The 24,126-nt window shown below is 72.5% G+C and carries 19 protein-coding genes and 1 pseudogene; 12 read left to right on the top strand and 8 right to left on the bottom strand.

Features of this window, described 5'->3' with window-relative positions; genetic code table 11:
* Window positions 1-23: 23 nt before the first annotated feature.
* The 4 genes from WME98_RS17960 to zigA all read left to right on the top strand — a co-directional run bounded on the left by WME98_RS17960 (window position 24) and on the right by zigA (window position 4,360).
* Window positions 24-959, top strand: a complete 936-nt coding sequence (locus WME98_RS17960) for a hypothetical protein (protein WP_437952396.1) — start codon at window positions 24-26, stop codon at window positions 957-959.
* 310 nt (window positions 960-1,269) lie between these two features.
* Window positions 1,270-2,235, top strand: coding sequence for a hypothetical protein (locus WME98_RS17955; RefSeq protein ID WP_437952395.1), 966 nt, complete (start codon window positions 1,270-1,272; stop codon window positions 2,233-2,235).
* Window positions 2,236-2,281: 46 nt separating this feature from the next.
* Window positions 2,282-2,860, top strand: a complete 579-nt coding sequence (locus tag WME98_RS17950; RefSeq protein WP_437952394.1) for a hypothetical protein — start codon at window positions 2,282-2,284, stop codon at window positions 2,858-2,860.
* A gap of 249 nt (window positions 2,861-3,109) precedes the next feature.
* Window positions 3,110-4,360: a zinc metallochaperone GTPase ZigA gene (zigA, locus tag WME98_RS17945; protein ID WP_437953999.1), complete on the top strand. Its 1,251-nt coding sequence runs from the start codon at window positions 3,110-3,112 to the stop codon at window positions 4,358-4,360.
* Window positions 4,361-4,448: 88 nt separating this feature from the next.
* On the opposite strand, the gene rpmG is transcribed toward zigA, so the two are convergent.
* Window positions 4,449-4,643, bottom strand: a complete 195-nt coding sequence (gene rpmG / locus WME98_RS17940; RefSeq protein WP_437952393.1) for a 50S ribosomal protein L33 — start codon at window positions 4,641-4,643, stop codon at window positions 4,449-4,451.
* 178 nt (window positions 4,644-4,821) lie between these two features.
* On the opposite strand from rpmG, the gene WME98_RS17935 reads away from it, so the two are divergent.
* Complete coding sequence (locus WME98_RS17935; protein ID WP_437952392.1) at window positions 4,822-5,505, top strand: DUF1826 domain-containing protein; 684 nt, start codon at window positions 4,822-4,824, stop codon at window positions 5,503-5,505.
* A 3-nt stretch (window positions 5,506-5,508) separates the two neighbouring features.
* Here the strand turns inward: WME98_RS17935 and WME98_RS17930 are convergent, their stop codons facing one another.
* The 4 genes from WME98_RS17930 to WME98_RS17915 all read right to left on the bottom strand — a co-directional run bounded on the left by WME98_RS17930 (window position 5,509) and on the right by WME98_RS17915 (window position 9,119).
* Window positions 5,509-5,859, bottom strand: a complete 351-nt coding sequence (locus WME98_RS17930; RefSeq protein ID WP_437952391.1) for a hypothetical protein — start codon at window positions 5,857-5,859, stop codon at window positions 5,509-5,511.
* Between the two features lie 211 nt (window positions 5,860-6,070).
* Window positions 6,071-7,123: a WD40 repeat domain-containing protein gene (locus tag WME98_RS17925; protein ID WP_437952390.1), complete on the bottom strand. Its 1,053-nt coding sequence runs from the start codon at window positions 7,121-7,123 to the stop codon at window positions 6,071-6,073.
* Window positions 7,111-8,451, bottom strand: coding sequence for a CobW family GTP-binding protein (locus WME98_RS17920; RefSeq protein WP_437952389.1), 1,341 nt, complete (start codon window positions 8,449-8,451; stop codon window positions 7,111-7,113). Before WME98_RS17920 ends, WME98_RS17925 begins: the two co-directional genes overlap by 13 nt.
* 41 nt (window positions 8,452-8,492) lie before the next feature.
* Window positions 8,493-9,119 (bottom strand): high-affinity nickel-transport family protein, encoded by a 627-nt coding sequence (locus WME98_RS17915; protein ID WP_437952388.1) that lies wholly within the window; start codon window positions 9,117-9,119, stop codon window positions 8,493-8,495.
* Window positions 9,120-9,444: 325 nt separating this feature from the next.
* On the opposite strand from WME98_RS17915, the pseudogene WME98_RS17910 reads away from it, so the two are divergent.
* The 4 genes and pseudogenes from WME98_RS17910 to WME98_RS17895 all read left to right on the top strand — a co-directional run.
* Window positions 9,445-9,741, top strand: a pseudogene (locus tag WME98_RS17910) (catalase); the annotation flags it as partial.
* Window positions 9,630-9,935 carry a catalase gene (locus WME98_RS17905; RefSeq protein ID WP_437953998.1) on the top strand — a complete coding sequence of 102 codons (306 nt, stop codon included), beginning with the start codon at window positions 9,630-9,632 and terminating at the stop codon, window positions 9,933-9,935. The pseudogene WME98_RS17910 and the gene WME98_RS17905, both read left to right, overlap by 112 nt.
* A 207-nt stretch (window positions 9,936-10,142) precedes the next feature.
* On the top strand, window positions 10,143-11,738 hold the full coding sequence (locus WME98_RS17900; RefSeq protein ID WP_437952387.1) for a serine/threonine-protein kinase: 1,596 nt from the start codon (window positions 10,143-10,145) through the stop codon (window positions 11,736-11,738).
* A gap of 146 nt (window positions 11,739-11,884) precedes the next feature.
* Window positions 11,885-13,174, top strand: coding sequence for an Hsp70 family protein (locus WME98_RS17895; RefSeq protein ID WP_061625450.1), 1,290 nt, complete (start codon window positions 11,885-11,887; stop codon window positions 13,172-13,174).
* Window positions 13,175-14,315: 1,141 nt separating this feature from the next.
* Here the strand turns inward: WME98_RS17895 and WME98_RS17890 are convergent.
* Window positions 14,316-15,656, bottom strand: a complete 1,341-nt coding sequence (locus tag WME98_RS17890) for a metallophosphoesterase (protein ID WP_437952386.1) — start codon at window positions 15,654-15,656, stop codon at window positions 14,316-14,318.
* Window positions 15,657-16,344: 688 nt separating this feature from the next.
* Here WME98_RS17890 and WME98_RS17885 point away from each other — a divergent pair.
* Complete coding sequence (locus WME98_RS17885; RefSeq protein WP_437952385.1) at window positions 16,345-17,739, top strand: glycoside hydrolase family 6 protein; 1,395 nt, start codon at window positions 16,345-16,347, stop codon at window positions 17,737-17,739.
* Window positions 17,740-18,032: 293 nt separating this feature from the next.
* Window positions 18,033-18,953 carry a LysR family transcriptional regulator gene (locus WME98_RS17880; protein WP_061621874.1) on the top strand — a complete coding sequence of 307 codons (921 nt, stop codon included), beginning with the start codon at window positions 18,033-18,035 and terminating at the stop codon, window positions 18,951-18,953.
* A gap of 27 nt (window positions 18,954-18,980) precedes the next feature.
* Here the strand turns inward: WME98_RS17880 and WME98_RS17875 are convergent, their stop codons facing one another.
* Window positions 18,981-20,060, bottom strand: a complete 1,080-nt coding sequence (locus WME98_RS17875) for a hypothetical protein (RefSeq protein ID WP_061621872.1) — start codon at window positions 20,058-20,060, stop codon at window positions 18,981-18,983.
* A gap of 84 nt (window positions 20,061-20,144) precedes the next feature.
* Complete coding sequence (locus tag WME98_RS17870; protein ID WP_437952384.1) at window positions 20,145-20,810, bottom strand: DsbA family protein; 666 nt, start codon at window positions 20,808-20,810, stop codon at window positions 20,145-20,147.
* A 301-nt stretch (window positions 20,811-21,111) separates the two neighbouring features.
* On the opposite strand from WME98_RS17870, the gene WME98_RS17865 reads away from it, so the two are divergent.
* Complete coding sequence (locus WME98_RS17865) at window positions 21,112-24,036, top strand: Eco57I restriction-modification methylase domain-containing protein (protein WP_437952383.1); 2,925 nt, start codon at window positions 21,112-21,114, stop codon at window positions 24,034-24,036.
* The last annotated feature ends 90 nt before the right edge of the window (window positions 24,037-24,126 follow it).

Raw genomic sequence — 24,126 nt, 5'->3', positions numbered from 1 at the left:
ATCCGGGGATGGAGATGACAGCCATGGTGCACAAGGGAATGTGCCGCTGGAAGCGGCGTGGGATGATCGCGGTCCTGAGCGGCCTCGTCGGGCCGGCGTTCGGGTGCGTCGCGGGAGACGGCGGATCGGCGTCCGAGGAAGGATCGCTCGCCCTGCGCGTGAGCGGCGAGGACGCCGCCAAGAAGGGCTACCCGGTGCTCAAGAACGGCCGTGAGCTCGCGTTCGTGGACGGGTGGACGGTGACGTTCGACAAGTTCATCGTTTCCATCGGGGACATCGAGCTCAGGGGCGCTGACGGCGCCAGCGCGTTCAAGGACGAGTCCATCTACGTCGCCGACCTCCATCGAGGCGACCCGACCATCGCGGTGTTCGAGGGGCTCGAGGCGCGCCGCTGGGAGCGCTTCAGCCTCAAGATCCTCCCTGCCACGCCGGAGGCGGTGAACCTGAACGGCGTGTCACAGGCCGATATCGAGCGGATGGCGTCGAACGGGTACAACTACTGGATCGAGGGCGCGGCGACGAAGGGCGGCGAGACGTACACCTTCAGCTGGGGCCTCGTGAACCCCACGCGCAACTCGAACTGCACGAACGGCCTGGACGGCACGGACGGCTTCGTCGTGAAGAGCCATGCCACGACCGAGGCGGAGATCACCGTGCACGTGGATCACACGTTCTGGGACACCCTCGGCTCGGAGATCGCCGACCTCCGCTTCGATGCGATGGCGGCGGCCGCGGGCGCCGACGGGCACATCGATTTCGACGAGCTCGACGCGCAGCGCCTGTCGGACCTGAAGGGCCTCGGTGGCGGGCCGCTGCTGGACGAGAGCGGCGCCCCGATCGTCTACAACCCCGGCAGCATCCCGCTCGAAGCCAGGACGCTCAAGCACTTCGTGCTCGCCGCATCCGCCTCGCAGGCGCACATTAACGGGCTCGGCCTCTGCACGGTGAGCGCCCTGTAATCCGAGGCGCTCGGACGTCGCGCCGCACCCCCGGACCTGCTGTTCGGGCCATCCCCTAGGGTTCTCGGCGGGGTCTCTCGCCGCGGGTCGCTCGCGGTGTCGTCTCGCGCGTGCAGCCCGTTCGACCTGTCCCGTGACATCGGACGACCTCCGTTCACCCGCGCGTCAAGGCGTCGCGCGGGTCCAGTGGCGCCATGAAATCAATTGCGATCGAGTTGCAAGTGATCTACGTATGCAATTGAGACGCGATCAAAGGCGGGTCTGCGGGCCCGCCGCGATCGGCGGCCTGGCTTCAACCTGGAGTGCAAAGATGAGAATTGCGCGCGCAGCGTTCCCACTCGCGATCCCCTTCCTCGTGGCGTGCTCGGTCTCTGCCGGCGGTGAGCCGGCGAGCCTCGACGAGGGCCAGAGCGCGCTCGAGGGCGGCGAATGCCCTCTCCTCGGAGAGGAGGCCATCGAGCATACGTGCTTCCACGCGAACTTCGGTCCGTTCGTGACGGTGACCGCGGGCGCGGATCCCGCGACGACCACGGCCGACATCAGCGCTGGGCACACGGCGTACACGGTCAACCTCATCAGCTCGGGCGCGGGTTTCGGGGGAGCGGTCGTCTACACGCCCGACGGGGACGGCGATTTTGCGATCTTCCTGGACCCCTCCGTCAACGTGTCGGTCCTGGATTCATCGGGCACGCCGGTCGCGATCGAGGAGGACGTGAGCATCGACCCCGCGGAGTGCTCCTCGCTCTCCCGCGCCCTCGTCGTCGAGCTCTCGTCGGCGGAGACGTACACGATCGTGTTCGAGCCGAGCAGCGAACAGAGCGCGCTCGTGCTCATCGAGAGCCTCGCGGAGTTCAACGCGCCGGAAGGCATCCTGCTCACCGCGGCCCGGAACTACAGCCCGTCGTCATGGGTGGTCGCCGAGGAGGGCGTCGAGCACCCGTTCACGTTCGAGCTGCCCAGCGAGATCCCGGTCGTGAGCGGCAACGCCGGCAAGGGCTGGGTGGTGTTCGCCCATCGCGATGGCGAGAGCGATCCTTTCACCTACTGCTTCTACCAGGGCGGCGCGAGCGTGTGGCACCCGACGACGCCCGCGGACGTCGCCGCTGGAGAGAAGTACGAGTTCGTGGCCTGCACGGACGGCGCCGCCGCGGGCGACGACGTGGTCGCCGACTACTTCAAGCTCAGCGTGCTGAAGGGCGACCGGCAGGCGGGCACCACGAGCGTCGAGCTCCTCATCCTGGATGAGGGGTGCGGCGGACACGACCATGAGCACTGATCCAGTATCTTTCGATGAAGCGAATCTCTACGAGAGGGAAGCAACCATGAAGACCATCGTCCACTTGGCAGCCATCTCCATGTTCGGATCCATGTTCGGCCTGCTCACCTCCGGCTGCATCGCTGACGCTGCGTGGGATCCGGAGGGGGAGCCCCTCGAGGAGATCGAAGAGGCCGGGGAAGCCCTGGTCTGCACCTCGATCGGCGCCACCGCGGTCAGCCACGCGTGCGGTCACGCCACGTCTGGTCCCTTCGGTTCGGTGACCGCGGACGCCACCCAGTGCTTTACGAACGCGAGCCCCAACGTCAACGCGACCCACAAGTGGTGGACCGTGACCCTTCCCGGCTCGGGCCCCTATCAGGGCACCGTGAAGTTCCGCCCTGATGTCACGGACGACTACGTGATCTTCCTCAATGATCCGAACGCTTCTGTGACGATCCTGGATTCGTCTTGCAACAGCATCACTCCGAGCTACAGTATCTCGGTGAGCGGCTGCGCCCATATCACGCGGGCAATAGGCGTCACCCTCACGGCGTTCTCGACATACCGCATCACGTTGTCGGACACGACGGCGTCGCAGGGGCTCCTGATCGAGCGCCAGAACGGGTGCAACGCGTTCGACTGAGTCCGGGCGTCAGGGCTCCGGCTCGTGCTGGCGGAGGTCCACGGCGTCGCGGCGAAGTACCGCGCGATCGTGGAACCCGCGCCGAGCCGGAGCTCGCGCGGGCGCGCCGCGCCGGAGCTCGCGCGGGCGCGCCGCGCCGGAGCTCGCGCGGGCGCGCCGCGCCCCTCGCTCCACTGGAACCAGCTCCCATCGAATACAGTGAACGTCCGCCCGCGCCGGTGCGCGGGCGCCGCCGAGAGAGGCCTCGTCGTGACGCGAAAGCTCCCCGTGACCGTGCTGTCCGGCTTCCTGGGCGCCGGCAAGACCACGCTGCTCAACCACGTCCTCGCGAACCGCGACGCGCTGCGCGTCGCCGTGATCGTCAACGATATGAGCGAGGTCAACGTGGACGCGGCGCTCGTCCGGGGTGGAGGCGCGGCGCTCTCCCGCGTCGAGGAGAAGCTGGTCGAGCTGTCGAACGGTTGCATCTGCTGCACCCTCCGGGAGGATCTCCTCGTCGAGGTGGCCCGCCTGGCGGGGGAAGGGCGCTTCGATTACCTGCTCATCGAGTCGACCGGGATCTCGGAGCCGCTCCCCGTGGCGGAGACGTTCACCTTCGACGATCCCGCGACGGGCGAGAGCCTCTCCGAGGTCGCCCGGCTCGACACGCTGGTCACCGTCGTCGATGCGCAGCGGTTCCTCTCGGACTGGGCGAGCGCCGACGACCTCCGGGCGCGCAAGGCCGCGCTGGACAGCGACGACGAGCGCACGGTCGCGGATCTGCTCGTCGAGCAGGTTGAGTTCGCGAACGTGCTCGTGCTCAACAAGACGGATCTCGTCGGCGAGGACGAGGTCGAGCGGCTCACGGCGATGCTCCAGCACCTGAACCCCGGCGCCCGGATTGTCAGGGCCTGCCGCGGCCAGGTCGATCCTCGCGAGATCCTCGGCACCGGGCTCTTCGACTTCGAGGAAGCGGCGCGCTCGCCCGGCTGGATGAGGGAGCTGCGCGGAGAGCACGTGCCCGAGACCGAGGCGTACGGGATCGAGAGCTTCGTCTACCGCGCAGCGCGCCCGATGCACCCGGAGCGGCTCTGGGAGTTCATCCACGGCGCGACCGCCTGGGATGGAGTGCTCCGCTCCAAGGGGTTCTTCTGGCTCGCGACCCGCATGGACACCACCGGCGCCTGGTCGCAGGCGGGCGGCGCGGCCTCGTTCGAGGCGGCCGGCCGCTGGTACGCGGCGCTTCCGGAGGACCAGCGGCCGGAGGACGAGGAGGAGCGCGCCGCGCTCGACGCCGCGTGGCATCCGGTCTGGGGCGACCGGCGGCAGGAGATCGTCTTCATCGGCGTCGACATGGCCCGGGAGGAGCTCACGCGCGGCCTCGACGCTTGCTTGCTCACCCAGGAAGAGATGGCGGCGGGGCCCTCCGGCTGGTGCCGGTTCGAGGATCCCTTCCCGGCATGGCAGGAGGCAAGAGAGCAGGAGAGCGAGGCCGAGCCTGCGCAGCCTCTCCACGCGTGAGGCCCCACGCAGGTGGCAGGCCCATGCTGGGCGAGCCCACGCTCGCGACGGGCGCGTCGCGCACCTCAGCAGCGCGACGGCGACGCGCTTACTTGCCGCTCCCCTTCGAGATCTTCCCTTCCGTGAAGACCACGTGCTTGCGCGCGACAGGGTCGTACTTCTTTATCTGCATCTTCTCCGTCATCGTCCGCTTGTTCTTCGTCGTGTAATAGCAATAGCCAGTCCCAGCAGACGAGACGAGCTTGATGATATCGCGCACGGTGTGCCCTCCTTGTTGTCGCATGGCAGCAAGCCGCGGGAGGAGATCCGCGGACCTGCTGGATGCGACACCACTATCTCGAGCTGACCGGTGATGCAACTAGATTGCATCAGCGGTGCGCCCCATGGCATCATGATTCACGAGGCTTCACCGCGGCATGGCGGCTCATGCCGCGGCGCCCACGGAAGAAGGCGAACACAAGATGATGACGACAACGACCGCTGAGGCCCCCGAGGATCTCGCATCGCCGCGCGCGGCGATGGGCAGCTCGACGCGCCTCGTGACGGAGCTCGCCGACCTGGCCGAGCTCGCGGCGCCCGAGGTGAGCGTGTGCGTGCTGCGGAGGGGGATCGACCCCGACGTCGAGGCGTTCGTGCGAACGTGGCTGCTGCCGCGGCCGCTCTCCGAGGCGCTGCGCGTGGATCCCGGCGCGCCCGACGTCGCGGCGCTGGCCGCTGGAGCGCCTCATTCTTCCGGGCGTGAAGCCTTCCTCCACGACGTGCGCGGCTTGATCGCGGTCTTCGCGGATCTCACGGGTTGCCCTCGGATCGGCGTGCGGCTCGCGCGGCTCGACAAGCCCATGTGCCCTCGTCTCCACGCCGACATGGTGACCGTCCGCCTGGTGACCACTTATGTCGGGCCAGGGACGGAGTGGGCAGAGCACGCCGACGTCCGGCGGGACCGGCTCGGACACCGCGCGAACGGCGTTGCCGATGAGATCTCGGGGGTGCTGCGCGCCGGTGCGCGCCTTCGCCGGATGGATCCGTTCGACGTCGGGCTGCTCAAGGGCGAGGCCTGGCCAGGCAACCAGGGCCGCGGCGCGGTGCACCGGTCGCCGCCGGGAACGTCGCCACGGGTCGTCGTGACGCTCGACGCCCTGGCGTGAACGCTACTGCATCAGCTGCACGCCGCCGTGATGGTCGCAGTGCCCGCCGTGCGGGTGGTGCAGGTGGCCGTCCACGAGGAAGTCCACGTGATCTCCGTGAGGGACAGCGGGGTGCCCGCACCCGTCGCCGTGCGCGTGCTTCACGTCATGCCCTGAGCACGCGTGGTCCGGAGTACACTGCGCAGGATTGTCGTTGTCCACCGAGAGGACGTGCTCGTCGACATGATCGTCGTGCCGGTGATGCAGGTGGCCATCGTGCAGGTAGTCGACGTGGTCGCCGTGACGTATCGCCTGGTGTCCGCACGCCTGGCCGTGATCGTGCGCGTGCTCGTCGTGGATCGCGTGGTCCTTCATGCTGGTCTCCTTGATCGAACGGTCGGGGAAACGCACCTCGGAAGCTGAAGAGGCTGCTCGCCTCAGCCGCTGAAGGCCCGACCTCCCGGCTGTCACACGCGAGAATGAGGGCCCAGGTGAACGAACCTACCCCCACGGCAAGCGTCAGTCATTGAAATTTTTCTGGGACGGCAGTCACCTGGACGGGCTCGCCTTCCGGCCAGCCTCGCCGCTATTCCACCTGCCAGCACACGACCGTACCGGACGCGTCCGCACCGAGGAGCCCCGCATGCGCGGGGTGCCAGACCAGCGCGGTGACCTCGGCCTCCAGGAACGCATAGCGCACCGGCTTCGCGAGCCGCCGCGGCTCCCACAGCAGCACACCGTGGTCCCGTGCGCCGCTCGCGAGCACCCCCTTTCGCGGGCTGAACGCGAGCTGGACGCACGTGTCCATGTGACCCTCGAGCTCGACAGGCCGGGTGCCTTCCGGGCCCTTGCCCGAGAAGTCCCAGACCGTGACTGCCGGCGCGCCGGCGGTCGCGAGCAGGCGCGACTGCGCGTCCCAGGCGAGCGCCTTCGGCTTCGCGGGGTACCCGCGCATCTCGGAGTCTTGCCCGGTCGCGAGGCGCCAGAAGTGGACCGATCGGTCCTGGCTCCCGCAGGCGATGACCTTGCCGTCGGGGCTCCACGCCATGGACACGAGCGAGCCCTGCCAGGCGAGGTGGCGCGACGTGGCCCCTGCGCCGACCGACCAGAGATAGACGCCGCCGTAACACGCCGCCGCGAGCTCGGCGCGATCCGCCCGCCAGGCGAGGGCGGCGACCGTGCTGGGGAGCGGCTCCGTCTCGACGACCGGCTCGCCGCGCTTCGTCCAGATGCGCACGGTGCGTCCCGATGCGGTGGCCAGGAGCTCGCCGTCGGGCGCCCACGCCACGTGCTCGACCCACGCCGCCCCGCCGGGGAGCTCGGCCACGAGGGCGCCGGCCAGGTCGCAGAGGCGCGCATTCCCATCCTGACCGCACGTGGCCAGGAGCGCTCCGGAGGGGGAGAACTGAAGCGCGAGGGCCCCGCTCCGGTGCGCCTCGCTGCGCCAGCGCACCGCGCCGGTCTGCATGTCGACGCCGAGCACCGCACCGGCGCCGGTAGCGAGCGCGCACAGGCTGCCGTCGGGCGTCACGCTCATGGCGACCACGTAGTCGCCCGCGGAGAGCCGCCAGCGCGGCGGGAGCTCGGTCTTGCCGCGCGGGGCCTTGCCGCGCGGCGCCCGCGCCGTCACGCCAGGCATCGCCGGAACCCCCGGGTCAGCTGCTCGCGGTCGAGGTTACGACCGATGAACACGAGATCGCTCGCGCGGCGCTCGCTCCCCCAGGGCCGCTCCTCGCGCCCGTCGAAGAGCATGTGCACGCCCTGGAAGACGAAGCGGCTGTCGCAGCCGCGGAGGTTCAGGATGCCCTTCATCCGGAAGATGTCCGTGCCCTTCTCGCGCAAGAGCTCCGAGACCCACCGGGTGAGCCGCTCGCGGTCGAGCGCGCCCTCGAGGTGGATCCCGACGGAGCTCACCTGCTCATCGTGGCTGTGCCCGGCCGCGAACTCGCGCGAGCCCGCCGGCTCCACGACGCCGCCCGACTCGAGCCGCGCCCCGAACTCGCTCGGGAGGTGCTGCAAATACAGGCCGTAACGCCCGCGCTTCGGCGCGGTGAGCCGGAATCGCGTCGTCCCCTGAGCGCGCAGGGCGAGCCTGGACGGGCGCGCTCCGATCCCCAGGCGCTCGCCCGGCACGACGCGCGCCGGCGGCTCCGCCCAGACCCGCACGGCGCGCTCCGCCGCGTCGCGCGCGCCCGGATCCTCGGACGGCGCGAGGGGCAGCACCACGACATCCATCGTCTCGTCGGGGCCGGGCTCCAGCGCGAGATCGCAGTCGCCCTCCTCCAGATCGAACGCGCCGGCCCACTCGAACGGGTACTCCGGCTCCAGGAAGGCCGGCCTCTGGGCGAGCGCGCGATCGAGATCGAACCCGCCCACGCCGAGCACGTCGGCGATCGGCACGTCGGCGCCCGTGGCGCGGAGCACGCGGGCGAGCGCGTTCATGCCGCGCAGGCGCCGCTCGAGGGCGTCGAGCTCGCCGCCGGTGACGAGATCGGCCTTGTTGAGCACGATGACGTCCGCGAACGCGATCTGCTCCTTGCACTCGCTCGAGTCCTCGAGGTGAAGGTGGATGTGCTTCGCGTCGACGAGCGTGACGATCGCGTCGAGCGCGAACAGCTCGCGCACGTCGTCATCGACGAAGAACGTCTGGGCCACCGGCCCGGGATCGGCCAGGCCCGTGGTCTCCACGAGCACGTGATCGAACCTGTCCTTCCGCTTCATGAGGCTGCCGAGGATGCGGATGAGGTCGCCGCGCACGGTGCAGCAGATGCAGCCGTTGTTCATCTCGAAGACCTCCTCGTCCGCGTTGATGACGAGGGCCTGGTCGATGCCGATCTCTCCGAACTCGTTCTCGATGACGGCGATGCGCTTTCCGTGGTTCTCCGTCAGGATGCGGTTGAGGAGCGTTGTCTTGCCTGCCCCGAGGAAGCCGGTGAGCACGGTGACGGGGATCTTGCCTGGGTTCATGGGTCCCTTCCGATTCCGGGTCTCGTTCGTGGTCGAGCGGGTCATTGCGCCCCCGCGCCGAAGAGGGCATCGGCTCCGACCAGAAGGCCGGTCGCGATGCCGAGCAGCGCTGCCGCGACGACCGAGGTCCGGCGCGCCGTGCCCCCTCGCGCCAGCGTCCAACCGATGGGCCACGAGAGGATCACGGTCAGCGCGACCATGCCGGCGACGGTCCCCAGGCCGAAGAGCGCGAGGTACGCCGCGGCCCAGAGCCGCGAGGGGATGCTCGTCGTCGCGAGCAGGGCGATCCCGGCCGAGCCCGCGAGCCCGTGGACGAGACCGACGGCGACGGATCTCGCGTGCGCAGCGTCGCCGTGACCGGGCGCCAGCGCTGGTCGCCGCAGGCGCGCGAGCTGCCATGCGCCGAGCGCGATGAGCATGAGCGCGACGAGGAGCTCTGCCGCCGTCTCGAAGGGCACGGGGACGCGCAGGCCGAGCAGGACGACGAGCAGCCCGACGCCGAGGAACGTGGCGGAGTGGCCGAGGCCCCAGAGCGCCGCGACGAGCGCGGCGCGGCGCGGCCCGCGCTCGCGCTGGAGCAGCGTGGCGATCGCGACGAGATGGTCAGCGTCCGTCGCGTGGCGCAGGCCGAGCCCGAGCCCGAGGAGCAGCGCAGACGCGCCGGTCACGGCCGCCCCCCGGCGCCGCGCGCGCGAGGCGCCGCCGTGAGGTGAAGCCGAGCCGCGCGCGAGACAGCGGCCGAGATCGCGCCGCGGCGCCCGTGCGGCGCAGCCTCCTTGTGCGAGTGCATGGCGTCGGCCTAGCCGACGTCGCGTGTAAACGCAACAAAATTGTAATTGCAACTAAAGCTCGACTTTGCGCGGGCGCGTCACGCGTCGGCGATCCTCACCCTCAGGCCCGCCCTCGGCGTCGAGGAGTCCTGCCTCAACTCCGCCGTTCTTGTGGCAATTCCCCCCATTACCGGCCCCGACAGGCCACGTATGGTTTCTCTCTATGAGTGTCCGTGATCCAGGAAGCGACCAGGACGACAAGGTAAAGGCCCTTGAAGCCGTGCGGTCCCGCCCCGAGGGCATGCACCTCACCACCGATCAAGAGACGCCCGTCTCCCATACCGACGACTCGTTGAGGCCCGGCCCGCGCGGCCCGACGCTCCTCGAGGACTTTCACTTCCGCGAGAAATTAACCCGCTTCGACCACGAGCGGATCCCGGAGCGCGTCGTCCATGCGCGCGGATCCGGCGCTCACGGCTACTTCCAGGCGTACGAGCCGCTGACGAGGTACACGAAGGCCAAGTCTGGGACGAGGCGCAGAAGCTCGCGGGCAAGGACCCGGACTTCCACCGCCGCGACCTCTGGGAGGCCATCGAGACGGGCGACCATTCATCGACGCCATCCGACGGCACCGCCACTGGGGCCGGGAAGACCTCCAGGCCATCCCCGCCTGACGCCGACGGGCGCCGCGCGGGGCTGGAAGGCGGCATGTAGGCCGGAAGGCGCCCTGCGAGGCTGGAAGGCGGCGTGTAGGCCGGAAGGCGCCGCGCGAGGCTGGAAATCGCCTGGCGAGGCTGGAAAAGCGCGCGTGAGCCGGAAGGCGCCGCGCGGCGCCGGCGCGGTCGGCCAGCGCCGCGCGGCACGTCCGTCGTGGCCGATCCGTCGCGCCGGGGCCTGCTTCTCGATCTAGACTGCCGGTCGATGGCCGAGCTAGCCAGGCACGCCGACCCGGACCAGGCGCGGCAGGCACCCCCGGAGAGACCCACCCGACGCTGCCCCGCGTGCGGCGTCCGGTACCCGCTCGACTTCCTCGTCTGCCCCATCGACGCGACCACGCTGGAGCTCCAGGGCGTCACCGCGACCGATCCGATGGTCGGCGAGCTGCTCGCGGGGAGCTTCTGCATCACCGGCGTGATCGGCGCGGGCGGCATGGGCCGCGTCTACGTCGCCGAGCACATCCGCCTGCCGAAGCGCTTCGCCGTCAAGGTGCCGCACGAGCACTTCGCCAGCCACCGCGAGGCGATGGCGCGCTTCGAGCGCGAGGCGCAGACGATCGCGCGCGTCGGCAACGAGCACGTGATCGACGTCGTGGACGTGGTGCGCCTCAAGGACGGGCGCCCGTGCATGGTGACCGAGCTGCTCAAGGGCGAGGACCTCGGCAGCCTCCTCGATCAGGTCGGCAAGCTGCCGCTCCCGACCGCCATCACCATCTCGCGCCAGGTCTGCCGGGGCCTCGCCGCGGCCCACGCCGCCGGCGTCGTCCACCGCGATCTCAAGCCGTCGAACCTGTTCCTCGTCCGGCGCGAGGGGGGCAGCATCCACGTGAAGATCCTCGATTTCGGGGTGGCCAAGGTGCTCGACGGCGCCGATCTCACCCGCACGGGCTCCGTGGTCGGCACGCCGCAGTACATGGCGCCGGAGCAGGCGCGAGGCTCGGCCGACGTCGACTCCCGCGCGGACATCTACGCGGTCGGCGCCGTGCTGTACCGCATGCTCACCGGCGAGCGCCCCTTCCCCGAGGAGGAGCCGGCCCGGACCATGATCCGCCTGCTCACCGAGGATCCGCGGCGCCCGCGCGACATCGACAAGAATATCCCGGAGGGGCTCGAGGCGCTGGTCCAGCGCGCCATGGCCCGGACGCGCGAGGATCGGCCGCCGTCCGCGCAGGAGCTCGATCGCCTGCTCGCGGACTTCGACATGCAGGACCCGTTCGGGCCGGCGCGCGCGCTCGCCACGGCCGCGACCGAGGGCGCCCCGAACGACGAGATCGCGACCGTGGTCATCCCCAACGCCCAGGGGCAGACGGCGGACGACGTGACGCGCAGGGCGCGGCGCGCCCGGCCGGTCGCGCTGCTCCTCGCCTTCGCGGTGAGCCTCGCCGCGGGCGCGGCGGTCTTCACAAGCGCGGCGATGGTCCTGCGCATGGTCTACGGCATCACCGAGCGGCGCGCGCTCAGCGAGACCGAGATCCTCATCGCCGGGGGCGTCGCGGGGGCGCTCTCGCTCGTCGCGCTCGCCGGCACGATCCGGGTCGTCATCGGGCGCTGGCGGAGCGGGCCGGCCATGGAGCGCCTCGGCAAGGGCCTCCTCTCGTCGCTCGGGTGGCTGTTCCTCTCGTGCGGCGCCCTCGCGCTCGGCGCCGCGGCCTACAACGCGTTCGCGCTGCCGATCCCCGCGCTCGGGCTCGAGCCGACCGACTGGCTTGGTTGGATCGACGTCGGCGTGGTCGCGCTGCCGACGCTGATGGCGCTCGTCGCGCTCGGCGTGGCGCTGCGGCGGGTGACGCGCGTGTCCTGACCGCCGCGCTCGCCGGGGTGGGGCGGCGAAATCCGGTCATCCCGCGAGCCCGCCAATATTCTCTCATGCATTCGACAGCTTGTAAATAGGCGGTCGAATCGGCGAGATCCGCGAGCCCGCGAAGCACCCCACGAGGAGGCGAGATCATGTCCGCACGATTCAGGCCCGAGGTGTATGCCGTCGATTTCGGTACCTCCAACTCGCTGCTCTCGGCGGCCAGCGCGGAGGCGACCTGCCCGCCCATCCCGCTCGACGACGCGGCGGCCGACCCGACCGTCCTCCGCAGCCTGCTCTTCTTCGGGCAAGCGCGGTTCTCCTGCGGGGCGGCGGCGATCGGCGACTTCGTCGCGAACGGCATGCAGGGCCGCTTCATCCGATCGATCAAGAAATACCTGCCCGACCGGAGCTTCTCCGGCACGCAGATCGGGCACCGGGTCGTCACCATCGAGGACCTGATCGGCCGCTTCCTGCGGGAGATGCGCGACCGGGCGAACCGCCACTTCGACGCGGACGTCGGCCGCGTCGTGCTGGGCAGGCCGGCGAAGTTCTCGACCGACCCGGCGGACGACCGCCTCGCCGAGGAGCGGCTCGAGCGGGCGGCACGGATCGCCGGCTTTCGCGAGGTCTTCTTCTGCCCCGAGCCGGTCGCCGCCGCGCACGACTTCCACCTGGAGCTCGACCGCGGGGCCGTCGTCCTCGTCGCCGACTTCGGCGGCGGGACGTCCGATTACACGATCGTCAGGATGCGGCCGGAGGGGTTCGCGCCGTCCGACGTGCTCTCGCTCGGCGGCGTCTCCATCGCCGGGGACGCGCTCGACGGCAGCCTCATGCGCCACAAGATCGCCCGCCACTTCGGCGCCGAGGTCACCTACCGCGTCCCGCTCGGCTCGAACCAGCTGACCATGCCCCGGCCCATCGTCGAGAAGCTCTGCTCCCCGGCCGACATGACGGTGCTCCAGCACCGCGACGTGCTCGCCTTCCTCCGCGACGTGAAGGCGTGGTCGCTCGGGGCCGAGGACCGGCAGCGCATGGACAACCTGCTCTGCCTGGTGGAAGACTCGCTGGCGTTCCGCGTGTTCGAGGAGATCGAGCGCAGCAAGTGCGCGCTGTCCAGCGAGGCGGTCGCGGAGTTCCGCTTCGATTACCCGTCCATGCACCTCCGCGAGCGCATCGCCCGCGAGGAGTTCGAGGCCGGGAGCGAGCGGCAGATCGACGCGGTCCTACGGGCGCTCGACCAGACGGTTCAGGACGCCGGCCTGTCGTTCGACGGGGTCGACGTCGTGTGCTGCACGGGCGGGACCGCCAGGGTGCCGGCCCTCCGGCGCGGCATCGAGCGGCGGTTCGGCCAGGGCAAGGTGCGGCAGCTGCGGAGCTTCCACTCGGTCGTGCAGGGGCTGGCCGAGCGGGCGCGCAGCCTCGCCGCCGCGTCCGCCTGAAGGGGCGCCGGCCGCGCGCGGCCGGGGCGAGCCCTCGCCAGGCGAGGACAAGGCCGCGCCCGGCGAGGGGGCGGCCTCGCCGCGCGCCGAGGCCGCGGGGCCATCGAGCCAGCGAGGATCGCCCTCGACGACCCACGGGTATGCCTCGTGGAGCGCGCGCTCCATCCGGCCGCCATAGCTGTGGCCGGCGCCCTCGGCGTGCAGGACGCGCGCGGCGACGCCGCCGCGCTCGAGCGTCGCCTGCGTCTTGCGCGCCTGCGCCGCGCAGTCGGCCCGCCCGCACGCGAGCAGCACCCGCGCCCCGCCGCCGCTGCGAAAGCGCCGCGCGGTGCCCAGCGTCCACTCGCCGAAGCCGCCGTAGCCGCCCTCGATCAGCGCCGCCCGCGCGAAGCGCGCGGGGTGCCCGGGCAAGAGCAGCGCGCCCATGATCGCGCCCTGCGAGAACCCCGCGTAGATCGGGTCGCGGAGATCCACCCGGTCCCCGAAGCGGTTCGACAGCGCCGAGACCGCCGCGGCGACCTCGCGGCTCAGCGCGTAGTGATCCGGGTAATAGAAGATCCGGCCGCCGTCCGGCATGCGGGCGTCGATGGGCTTGCCGCGCGGGCAGAGCACGAACCCGGCCCCCCGCACCATCGCGCGCCAGATCTCGCAGTGCCACTCGGGCCGATCGCCCGCACCGTGGGCGACGACGAGCACCGGCCGCGGCCCCTCGCCGCGCGGCGGCACGACCACCGCGGGCCCGAAGCCGGGGACCTCGAGCGCGATGAGCGCAGGCTCCTCCGCGAGCGGCGGAGGCTCGGGCGCGGGGGCGGGCGCGTCTCCCGGCGGGTCGACGGGGGCCTCGCTGCGGCCCACCGGCGCGAGCGGCGCGGCCGCGCACCCGCCGGCGAAGGCGAGGATCGCGAGCCCTCGCAGGGTGACCGCCCGTCGCGGGCCCCGGCTCGGCAGCGCTCGTCGGCTCGTCGCGCTCATCGCGCCCCAGAACCTGAACACCCGCGGCGCGAGGATCAAGAACCGGAGAAGGGGCCTTATCCCGAAATACATCGAGAACCTTCGGCGGGGCGCGAGCGCCCGGAGATCGCCGCCGCGCGCGGGCGGCGCGCGACAGGCGGGCTCAGCGACGGGAGCGCCGGGCGCCGCGTCAGGCGGAGACGAGCACGATGCGGCTCACCTCGGGGGGCGCGCCGATGCGCGCCGGCGGCCCGGCGGTGCCGAAGCCTCGGTTGATGTAGAGGTGCGAGCCGCCGCGCTGGTAGAGCCCGGCGACATAGCCGTGGGGGAGCACCAGGTCGGCGGGCCGGACGAGCAGGTTGACCTGGCCGCCGTGGGTGTGGCCGCTGAGCTGCAAGGCCACCTCGCCGGCGGCGTCCGGGAAGAACACCGGGTTGTGGCAGAGCAACACGCGCGGCAGGTCGCGGGGCACGTCGGCGAGCGCCCGGCCGAGGTCGGGACCGCCGCCGGGCACGCGCCCTCGCGCCCACACGTCGTCGACGCCGAGCAGCGCGAACGCGCCGCCGGCCCCTCCGACGACGCGCCCCCGGTTGCGCAGCACGCGGGCGCCGCCGCGCTCCAGCGCGTCGAGCGCGGCGTCGATGCCGGCGAAGTGGTCATGGTTGCCCGGGATCGCCGCGACCCCCTCGCGGGCGAGCGGGCCGAGCCGCCGTGTGAGCCGCCCGAGGTGCTCGGCATACCGAGGATCGAAATCGATGAGATCGCCCGTCATTACGATGAGATCTGCGCGCGCCTTGCGCACGAGATCCTCGGCGGCGCGCATCTCCGGCTCGCCCACGAACAGCCCGAGGTGGATGTCCGACAGCTGCACGATGGAGAAGCCGTCGAGGCTGCGCGGCAAGCCCGGTATCGGGATCGCGATCTCTTCAATGACGTAGTCGTGCCGCCCGACGAGCGCGCCATACACCGCGCTGCCGCCCCCGATGAGGAAGGCCGAGCCGGCGGCCCCGTTGGCGAGGAAGGCGCGGCGCGGGAGCGCCGGCGGAGCGGCCGGCAGCAGCGGGAGCGGCGCGGCGCGGGGCGGGAGCGGCGCGGCGCGGCGCGGGAGCGGCTCGCCCGCGCCGCCGGCCTCGGTGCGCTCCGCGTCCTCGCCAGGGCGGGGCGCCGCGTCCGCGGGGCCGTCCGCCGCGTCGGCGGCGCGCGCCGCCGCTCTGGCGCGCTCGAGCGCGGCGCGCGCGAGCCGCGCGATCAGCCGACCGAGGTCCACGACGCCGAGCAGCACCGCGGAGAGCAGGACGGTGAGCGAGAGGATGTTGCTCAGGAGCACCGTCCCGCGGACCACGCCGTCGGGCAGCGCGCCCCGCCAGAGCCGCGCGGAGATCATCGCCAGCACGGCGGCGGCGAGCAGGCCGGCGAGCGCGCGCCGGCCGCGCGGGCCCAGGCCGAGCAGGCCGGAGGCGCGCCGGTGCACGTACACGCCCAGGGGGCCGAGGACGGCGATGAGGATCAGCGAGACGACGAGGAAGCGCATGGCGGGCTCTGCGGGGCAGGGGGGACCGAAGCCTAACCGATCGGCGACGACCGGCCAGAAGCCGCCCCGCGACGGCGCGGCGACGGCGCGCGGTGTTGGGTCGCGCCGCGGGCGAGCGCTGCACTCCCCACGATCACGGCAGGACGCGCCGCCCGGCGCCGCGCGTGCTCCGGCGCCTCCCTGCGTCACCGCACGTCCGACTCTCCGCCTGATCTGGGCACGTCGCCTCGGAGAGCGGTGAGACCACAGTCGATGATGCACTTGGAAATCAACCCGAAACAGTTCTGCTCGTCTGCCATGTCACTTCCGGACGCCGCCGCCGCGCGCCCCTGTCTCGACGATTGCGCGCTGCGTTGCGCCGGCGTCGATTCTCTCGCAGCGTGTTCTCCCGTGAAAAGCAGCGTGCGGGCCGCTGTTGAACGCGGTTGTGACGCGCTCGTGACACGCGCCGGAGCGCGTCGAGCGTCGCGAGGTGACGGACATTTCTATTCGCTGTGAAAAAAAAGGACCGCACGGCCGACTTGCGATGAGAAGACGCGGACATGGCAAAGCCGTCGTTTGTTCTTGCCCCAGCGAAACTGTTGGTCTACATTCGCCCCGCTATTTTTCGATATGTTGGGTTTGCCTGGTTTCTTCAGAAGTAGGTGAAAGGCTTAATATGCTGAGAAGGAATTCGCATCAGCTGGGGTTGGCAACGTCGGTTGCGGTCATCCTCGCGCTCGCGGCGTGCGGAGACGGCGGGGGTGGGGACACCAGCGGGACGGGCGGGGGCAGCAGCGGCGCGGGCACCCCGACGAGCAGCGGCGTGGGCGCGGGCACCCCGACGAGCAGCGGCGTGGGCGCGGGCACCCCGACGAGCACCGGCAACGTCGACCCGACGACGACGAGCACCGGCAACGTCGACCCGACGACGACGAGCACCGGCACCATCGATCCGACGACCAGCGCGGCTTCGGGCGGCGGCAACTGCTCCCCCGCGGTCGACATCACGGCTCCGAACGGCAACCCGTTCGCGGACGCGGAGCTTTTCGTGGACCCCGGTTACGTCAAGAAGGTCGACTCGTCGATCGCGCAGGTGACGGATGCGTCCCTGAAGGCGAAGATGGAGAAGGTCAAGCAGATCCAGACAGCGTTCTGGCTCGACCGGATCGAGGCGATCAAGGAGCTCCCGGCCTACCTCGACGCGGCGCTCAAGCGCCAGAACGAGACCTGCGAGCCGGTCACGGCGCTCATCGTCATCTACGACCTTCCGAACCGCGACTGCTTCGCCGAGGCGTCGAACGGCGAGCTCCACCTCGATCAAAACGGCACCCAGCGGTACCGGGAAGAGTACATCGCCCCGATCAAGCAGATCCTCGCTGCTCACTCGGGCCAGCGCATCGCCGCGGTCATCGAGCCCGACTCGCTCCCCAACATCGCGACGAACCTGGGCGGGAAGCGATGCGACGAGGCGACGGCGCAGTCCTACCGGGACAACGTCGCGCACGCGCTCAAGGAGCTCAACATGCCGCACGTGTACCAGTACATCGACGCGGCGCACTCGGGCTGGCTCGGGTGGCCTGACAACCAGAAGAAGGGCGCCAAGATCTTCGCCGAGGTCATCAAGGCCGCCGGCAGCCCGCCCAACGTCCGCGGCTTCGCGACCAACGTCGCGAACTACACGCAGCTCAGCTACACCTCGGAGAGCTACGATCAGCAGGACAATCCCTGCTTCGGAGAGTTCGACTACGTCAACGCCATGGCCTCGGCGCTGGCGGCCGAGGGCCTCAGCGACAAGCACTTCATCATCGACACGAGCCGCAACGGCGTCGGCAACATCCGGGAGGACTGGGGCTACTGGTGCAACAACAAGGGCGCCGGTATGGGCGAGCGGCCCAAGGCCAACCCGGGCGGTGCGACGAACCTCGACGCCTTCGTGTGGGTCAAGCCGCCGGGTGACTCCGACGGCGTGGGCCAGGCGGGCCAGCCGCGCTACGACCTGTTCTGCGGCAAGGAGAACGCGGACACGCGCGCGCCGCAGGCGGGCCAGTGGTTCCACGAGTACTTCGTGGAGTGCGTGAAGAACGCCAACCCGCCGCTCTGATCGGCGTCGTCGGCGGGCGAAAGGCCGTGACGAGCGCGCTCGATCGAGCTCGATCGAGCGCGCGCCGGCGGCCGGGGCAGGCGAGGAGCGTAGAAAAAAGGGGTCTACCCGCCCGCGGGCCGCGCGGCCGGCCGGAGGGTAGACCCCTTGAAGAGACGCTCCTCGCCTGTCCCGGCCGCCGCGCTGTTTTTGTCGAGCGCACCAGGGCGGGAGGCCCGCGGCCGGAGGGCCGGCGAGAGGCGGCCGGCGCGACGTCGAGCGACGCGCGGCGGGCCGTGGCATGGTCGCGCGCCGTGCACGACTCCATCACGCTCGACCAGCTGCGCACGTTCATCGCGGTCGCCGACGAGGGCAGCTTCTCGGCCGCGGCCAGGAAGCTCCGCCGCGTCCAGTCGGCCGTGAGCCACGCGATGGCCAACCTGGAGGGCCAGCTCGGGGTCGTCCTCTGGGACCGATCGACCCGGATCCCGGCGCTCACGGAGCACGGCCGCGTCCTGCTCGGCGCCGCGCGGCGGGTGTGCGCCGACGCGGACGCGCTCAGCAGCGCGGCGCAGCGGCTCGCCGGCGGCCTCGACCCGCTCGTCTCGCTGTGCGTCGACGCGGTCTTTCCGCTCTCCGCGCTCGTCGATCTCTGCGTCGAGTTCGCCCGCGTCTACCCCACCGTGGAGCTCGTCGTGCACACCGAGACCATGTCCGCCGTCGCCGATCGGGTCCTCGACGGGACATGCCAGCTCGGGGTCGTGGGCCCGGCGGCGGCGGCGCAGGGCCTCGAGCGCCGGCACCTCACCTCGGTGCGCATGGTGCCCGTCGCCGGCGAGGCGCACCCGCTCGCGGCCGCCCAGCGGCGCGAAGGGCGCGTCGCCACCGAGCCGCTGCGCGAGCACGTGCAGATCGTGCTGAGCGAGCGCGGCGGGGCGCGCTCGCCGGAGCAGGCCGTGCTGTCCCCGCGCACCTGGCGCGTCGTGGATCTCCAGACCAAGCGAGAGCTCCTTTGCGCGGGGCTCGGGTGGGGCAACCTGCCAGAGCACATGATCCGCGAGGATCTCAGGACCGGACGCCTGGTCCGCCTCCGGCCGGAGGCGTGGGGGGAAGACGAGCACCTCCTGTCGCTGGCCGTCGTCCACCGGCCGGCGCTCGTGCTGGGGCCGGCGGGGCAGTGGGTGCTGAAGCGCCTCGTCGAGCTCTGCTGCGAGCACGTGGGGGGGCCGCGCTGACCGCCGCCGCCGGCGGGAGGGCGGCGGTCAGAGCGAGAGGCGCGAGAGCAGCTCGTTCACGCGGATCGCGGCCGCGACGCTCCCGGTGTCGTGCGCGTAGTCCATGGCCGCGAACAGGTGGGTCTGCTCGAGGTCGAGCCGCTCCGGCGAGCGCTCGAGGAGCCCCACGTAATGCTCGAAGAAGCGGCGCTGGTCGAACTGCGTGCGCTTCAGCGCGGCGTGGCGCACGGTCGCGTGCAGCGCGAAGCGGCCCGCGAGCGGCTCCTGCACGAGCCGGAAGCGGCGGAGCGACGCGAGCGCGTCCCCGGCGCTCCGCCCCGCCCGCGCCAGCGTCGCGAGCGAGGCCTCGTCGATGTGGTCGCCGTTCGAGTGCGAAAGCACCGCGAGCATCCGCCGCGCCGCCGGTGAGAGCTCGCGGAAGATCCAGGCGACGAGCAGGCCGACCTCGGGGAGGTCGTCCTCGTGATCGATGACCTGCACGCGGTCGACGCCGCCCGCCACGAGCCAGCGGTGGAGCTCGTCGACGTCGGCCGCGCCGCTCGCGACGATGGCGTCGGCGAGCTCCAGGGAGACCGGGTTCCAGCGGAGCAGGCGGGTCAGCGAGGCGACCGCGGGGAAGGGGCTCTGCCCCGAGGTCACGAGCGGCGCGATGACCGGGAAGATCGAGACGCCGGCCACGAGGCAGCGCCGCGCCGTGATGACCCACGTCACCGCCTCGCCGCGGAGGTCGTCGAGCAGCTCGGCGACGGCGCGGTCGTGCTCGTGGTTGTCGAGCACGATGAGCATCTCCCCGAGCGCGCGCAGGCGGCGCCGCAGCGCCGGCAGCGAGGGCGACGGCCCGGCCCCGAAGCGGAGCGACAGCATCCCGAGCAGCGTGCGCGCGTCCCAGGCGCCGACCCGGAACCAGTGGATCCCGCCGGGGAGCTCGGCCGCGAGCTTGTGCCCGAGCGCGCAGGCGAGCGTCGACTTGCCGCTGCCGCCCGTGCCGACGAGCGCGAGGCGCGTCGGGCGCGAGGCGCGCACGGTCGAGAGGAGCGTCGCGAGCTCGCGGCGACGGCCGTGCAGCGAGGGGGGGCGGGGAGGGAACACGAGCGGCGAGGCGGTCATCCCCGCGCGAGCGTACCAAAAACCGCGCGCGGGGCCGGTCCATGTTGCGGCCGCCGCGCGCCTCTGATCGCCGCGCCGCCGCGCTCACCCGCGCGGGCGCGGCGCGCGCAGGAGCTGCTCGATCGCGCGGGAGATCGGCTCCGGCGACATCGAGGTGAGGCGGAGCCGGCGGAGCCCCTCGCCCTGGCGGCTCAGGAACAGCGCCGGCACGCCGTGGACCTGGAGGCGCGCGGCCTCGGCCCGCGCGGCCTCGAGCTGCTGCGCGACCTCCCCGCCGTCGCGCTGCGCCATCGCCCGCGCGGCGTCGACGCCCGGCAGCTCGGAGGCGATGCGCAGCAGGAGCTCGTCCGTGACCGGCGCGCGCTCGCGCGCCTGGATCCGGAAGAAGCGGTCGACGAACTCCCAGAGCCGATCCTGCGCCCCGACCGCCGCGGCCATGCGCGCGGCCTGCACGGAGCCCGGCCCGAGGAACGTGAGATTCCGAAACACGAGCTTCACCTGGCTCGTGCGCACGTGACGATCGAGGATCACGGGCAGGACCTCGAGCGCGTAATCCCGGCAATGCGAGCATCGAAGATCGGAGAACTCGACAAGCGTGATCGGCGCGTTCGGATCCCCGAGGACGACGCCGTCCTGGGGAATGCCGGAAAAGAGGTCGAGGCCCGCGCTGACCGCGCCGGTGGCCTCCTGTTCCGGCGCCTCTCCGGCGCCGTAACAGGCCGGGATCCCGAGCAGGATCGCGGCGAGCAAGGCGCCGCGCCGCGCCGCGCCGCCAGGGTGTGCTTTGCGTGAATGAGCGAGTGCGTGTCGTTCGATCGTCTCGGGCTTCATTCGACGACACACGGCACGAACCGTACCCCCCGCGCGGCGCTGCGCCGGAAATGCTTTCACGCGCATCCCGGTAAAGCGTGCTTGGCGAGGACCTCTGGGCGAGGAGGGACTCCCCGGCGGCGCGGGCGCTCGGCCGGGCCGCCGCCGCGGCCGGGCGCGCCCCGGCGCCGGGGCTCTTGCCTGCACCCCGTCCTATCCGCAATGCTCGTGCGGATCCCGCGTGTCCTCGGAATGCCCTCAGCTCGGCGCCTCCCCGCGCTGCGACCGTGAACGGGTCGACCCTCCCGCGTCGCGCGCGTCGGGCGCGTCGCACGATCCCCGGAGCGACCGCGCGATCGAGGCGGGCGCGCTCGGCGAGCCCCTCCGGCCGCCCGATCCGCCGGCCGACGGCGTGGCCAGGCAGCTCCGCGAGCAGGCGCAGGGCGCGCTCGGCGAGCTCCTCCGCGGCTTCCAGTCGGCCGACTGGCAGGGCGGGGACGCGGCCTCGGGCGGCTCCGCCGCAGGGCGACGGCGGCTCCACGCCGGCCTCGTGACCGCGTTGATGCGGCTCATCCTCCTCCTCTACGCCGAGGCGCGCGGCCTGCTCGCCGGCGCGCCCGACGGCGGCGCGCCCGACGGCGGCGCGCCGCTCACGCGGCTCTTCGAGGAGCTGGAGGCGGAGCGGCGGGGGGGCGGCGACCTCGAGCACCGCCACGGCGCGTGGGCCCGCGTCGCGGCGCTCTCCCGCGCGCTCGAGGGCCGCAGCCCCGCGGGCGCGCGCGGCGGCCTCTGCGACCCCGGCGCGCACCCCCTGCTGGACGGTCGACCCTGGCTCAGCGACGGCGCGCTCCACCGCGTGCTCGCTGCGCTCCTCGTGCACGACGGCGCGCCGGTGCGCTACGCCGAGCTCGAGATCGAGCACATCGGCACGCTCTACGAGGGCCTGATCGCCTTCGATCTCGAGCTGGCCGAGGGCGAGTCGATGGCGCTCCTGCCGTCCCACGTGGTCGTCGACCTGGAGGCGCTCCTCGCCCTCCCGGGCGGCGAGCGGCTCGCGCGGCTCGAGGAGGCGGCGGACCTCAGGCTCGGCGCGCGCCTCGCCGCCGGCGTGGCCGCGGCGGGCAGCGTGGCCGAGCTGTCGCAGGCGCTCGCGCGCCGCGCTTCCCCGCGGCAGCCGGGCCGGATCGCGCGGGGCACGCTCTACCTCCAGCCGGGGCAGCTCCGGCGGCGCGCCGGCTCCTACTACACGCCGCGGGACATCACGCGCCACGTCGTCGAGCGCACGCTGTCGCCGCTGCTCGCGAGGGCCGGCCGCCCGCCGGCGCCGGACGAGATCCTCTCGCTCGCGGTGTGCGATCCCGCGATGGGCTCTGGCGCGTTCCTGGTGGAGGCGTGCCGTCAGCTCGCCGCGCACCTCGTCGCCGCCTGGCAGCGCGCCGGCGCGACGCCGGGGCTCGCCCCGGAGGAGCCGCCGCTCCGCCGCGCGATGGCGCTCGTGGCCGAGCGTTGCCTGTACGGCGTCGACCTCGACCCGCTCGCGGTCGATCTCGCCCGGATCTCCCTCTGGCTCGTCGTGCAGGACGCGCGCGTTCCGCCGAGCTTCGTCGACGCGAAGCTCCGCTGCGGCGACAGCCTCATCGGCGCCGAGCGCGCGGACGTCGGCGCCTTCCCGGCCGCGGCGTGGTCGCGCGGCGGGCCCGCGGACGCCGCGGTGGAGCGCAGCGGCCGGCGGGCCCTGTCGCGGCGGGCTCCAGCGCGCCGGACGCCGGCGCTCGCCGAGGGGGCGACGCGCGAGGAGCTGGCGCGCGCCGCGGGGGCGACGCACGATGCGCCGGAGCGCGACGGGGACGCCGATGAGGCGGCGCTCGACGCCTGGATGGCCCTGTGGTTCTGGCCGTCCGAGGGCGAGCTCGCGGCCCTGGCGCCGGGGCCGGCCACGTTCGCGCGCTACATGACCGCGGCGCGCGATCCGGCCGACCCGCGGGCGGCGCTGTCGCGCCGCATCGCCGAGGAGCGCCGGTTCCTGCACTGGGAGCTCGCGTTCCCCGCCGCCTTCGATCGCCCGGAGCCCGGCTTCGACGCCGTGATCGGCAACCCGCCCTGGGTCGCGTACGTCGGCCGGGCCGCGCAGCCGATCGCGCCCGAGGTCTTCAACCTCTATCTCCGGAGGAACCCGGCCTTCCACGGCTACCGCTCGCTGCACGGTCTGTTCGTGCACCGGGCCGCGTCGCTGCTCCGGCCGGGCGGGCGGCTCGGCCTCGTCATCCCCACCTCGGTGTCGGACCTCGATGGCTACGGCCCAACGCGGCGCGCGCACGACGCGCTCTGCGCCGTCGACCCCGATCTCCCGAGCTTCGGTGCCGACGCGTTCGAGGGCGTGTTCCAGCCGTGCATGGGCCTCCTCTCGACCCGCCTCCCGCCCGCGTCGCCCCGGCCCGCGGCGACGGCTCCCTGGCCGCTCGCGCGCTCCGATCTCGACGGCGTGTCCCGGCGGCTCCTCGATCGGCTCGGCGCGCTCCGCCCGCTGCCGGCCGCGCTGTTCGGGGAGCGCGGCTTCCAGACGACCGCCGAGGACGCCGAGCGCATCCGGCGCGCGGACGTCCCCGTGCCGCCGTACACCTGCCCCATCCGCGAGGGCACCGACGTCGGCGAGCTCATCGCGCGCGCGCCGCGCCATCACGTCGATCGCGCGGGCGTGAAGGGCCGCTTTCGCAAGGACGAGGACTGGAAGGCGGTGCGGCTGCTCATCCGCCAGACCGCCCGCTACCCGATCGTCGCGCTGAGCGACGGCCTGCCGTTCCGCAACTCGATCCTGGCCGGCTTCTGCGACGCCACGTGGAGCGAGTTCGCGCTGCTCTGCTACCTCAACTCCTCTCCTGTGCGCTGGTGGCATTACACCCGACACCGAGACGCGCGCGAGGGCATGCCGCAGGTGAAGATCGCGCACCTGCGGGCGATCCCGGCGCCCCCGCCGGCGCGCGCCGACCTGATCGGCGCGCTCGACGCGCTCGGGCGGGAGCTCGGCCCGGCGAACGCGGGCCTGCCTGCGGAGGCCCGGCGCCACCTGGACGGCGTGGTGGCGAGCATGCTGGAGATGACCGAGGAGGAGCGGATCTGCGTCGCGCGCTGGGCCGAGGCGACGCCGCTCCCGCGTCCGGACGGCTGAGCGGCGTCCGGCGACGCGCGGCCGTGCGGCGACGCGCGGCCGTCCGGGGGCGCGCGCAGGGCGCCGCGGGCGTCCGGCGGCGCACCTCGT

The sequence above is a fragment of the Sorangium sp. So ce296 genome, assembly GCF_051529605.1.
GTDB lineage: Bacteria > Myxococcota_A > Polyangia > Polyangiales > Polyangiaceae > Sorangium > Sorangium cellulosum_D.
Note: the sequence above shows the minus strand (reverse complement) of the source record. Positions and strands in the feature narration are given on the sequence as shown.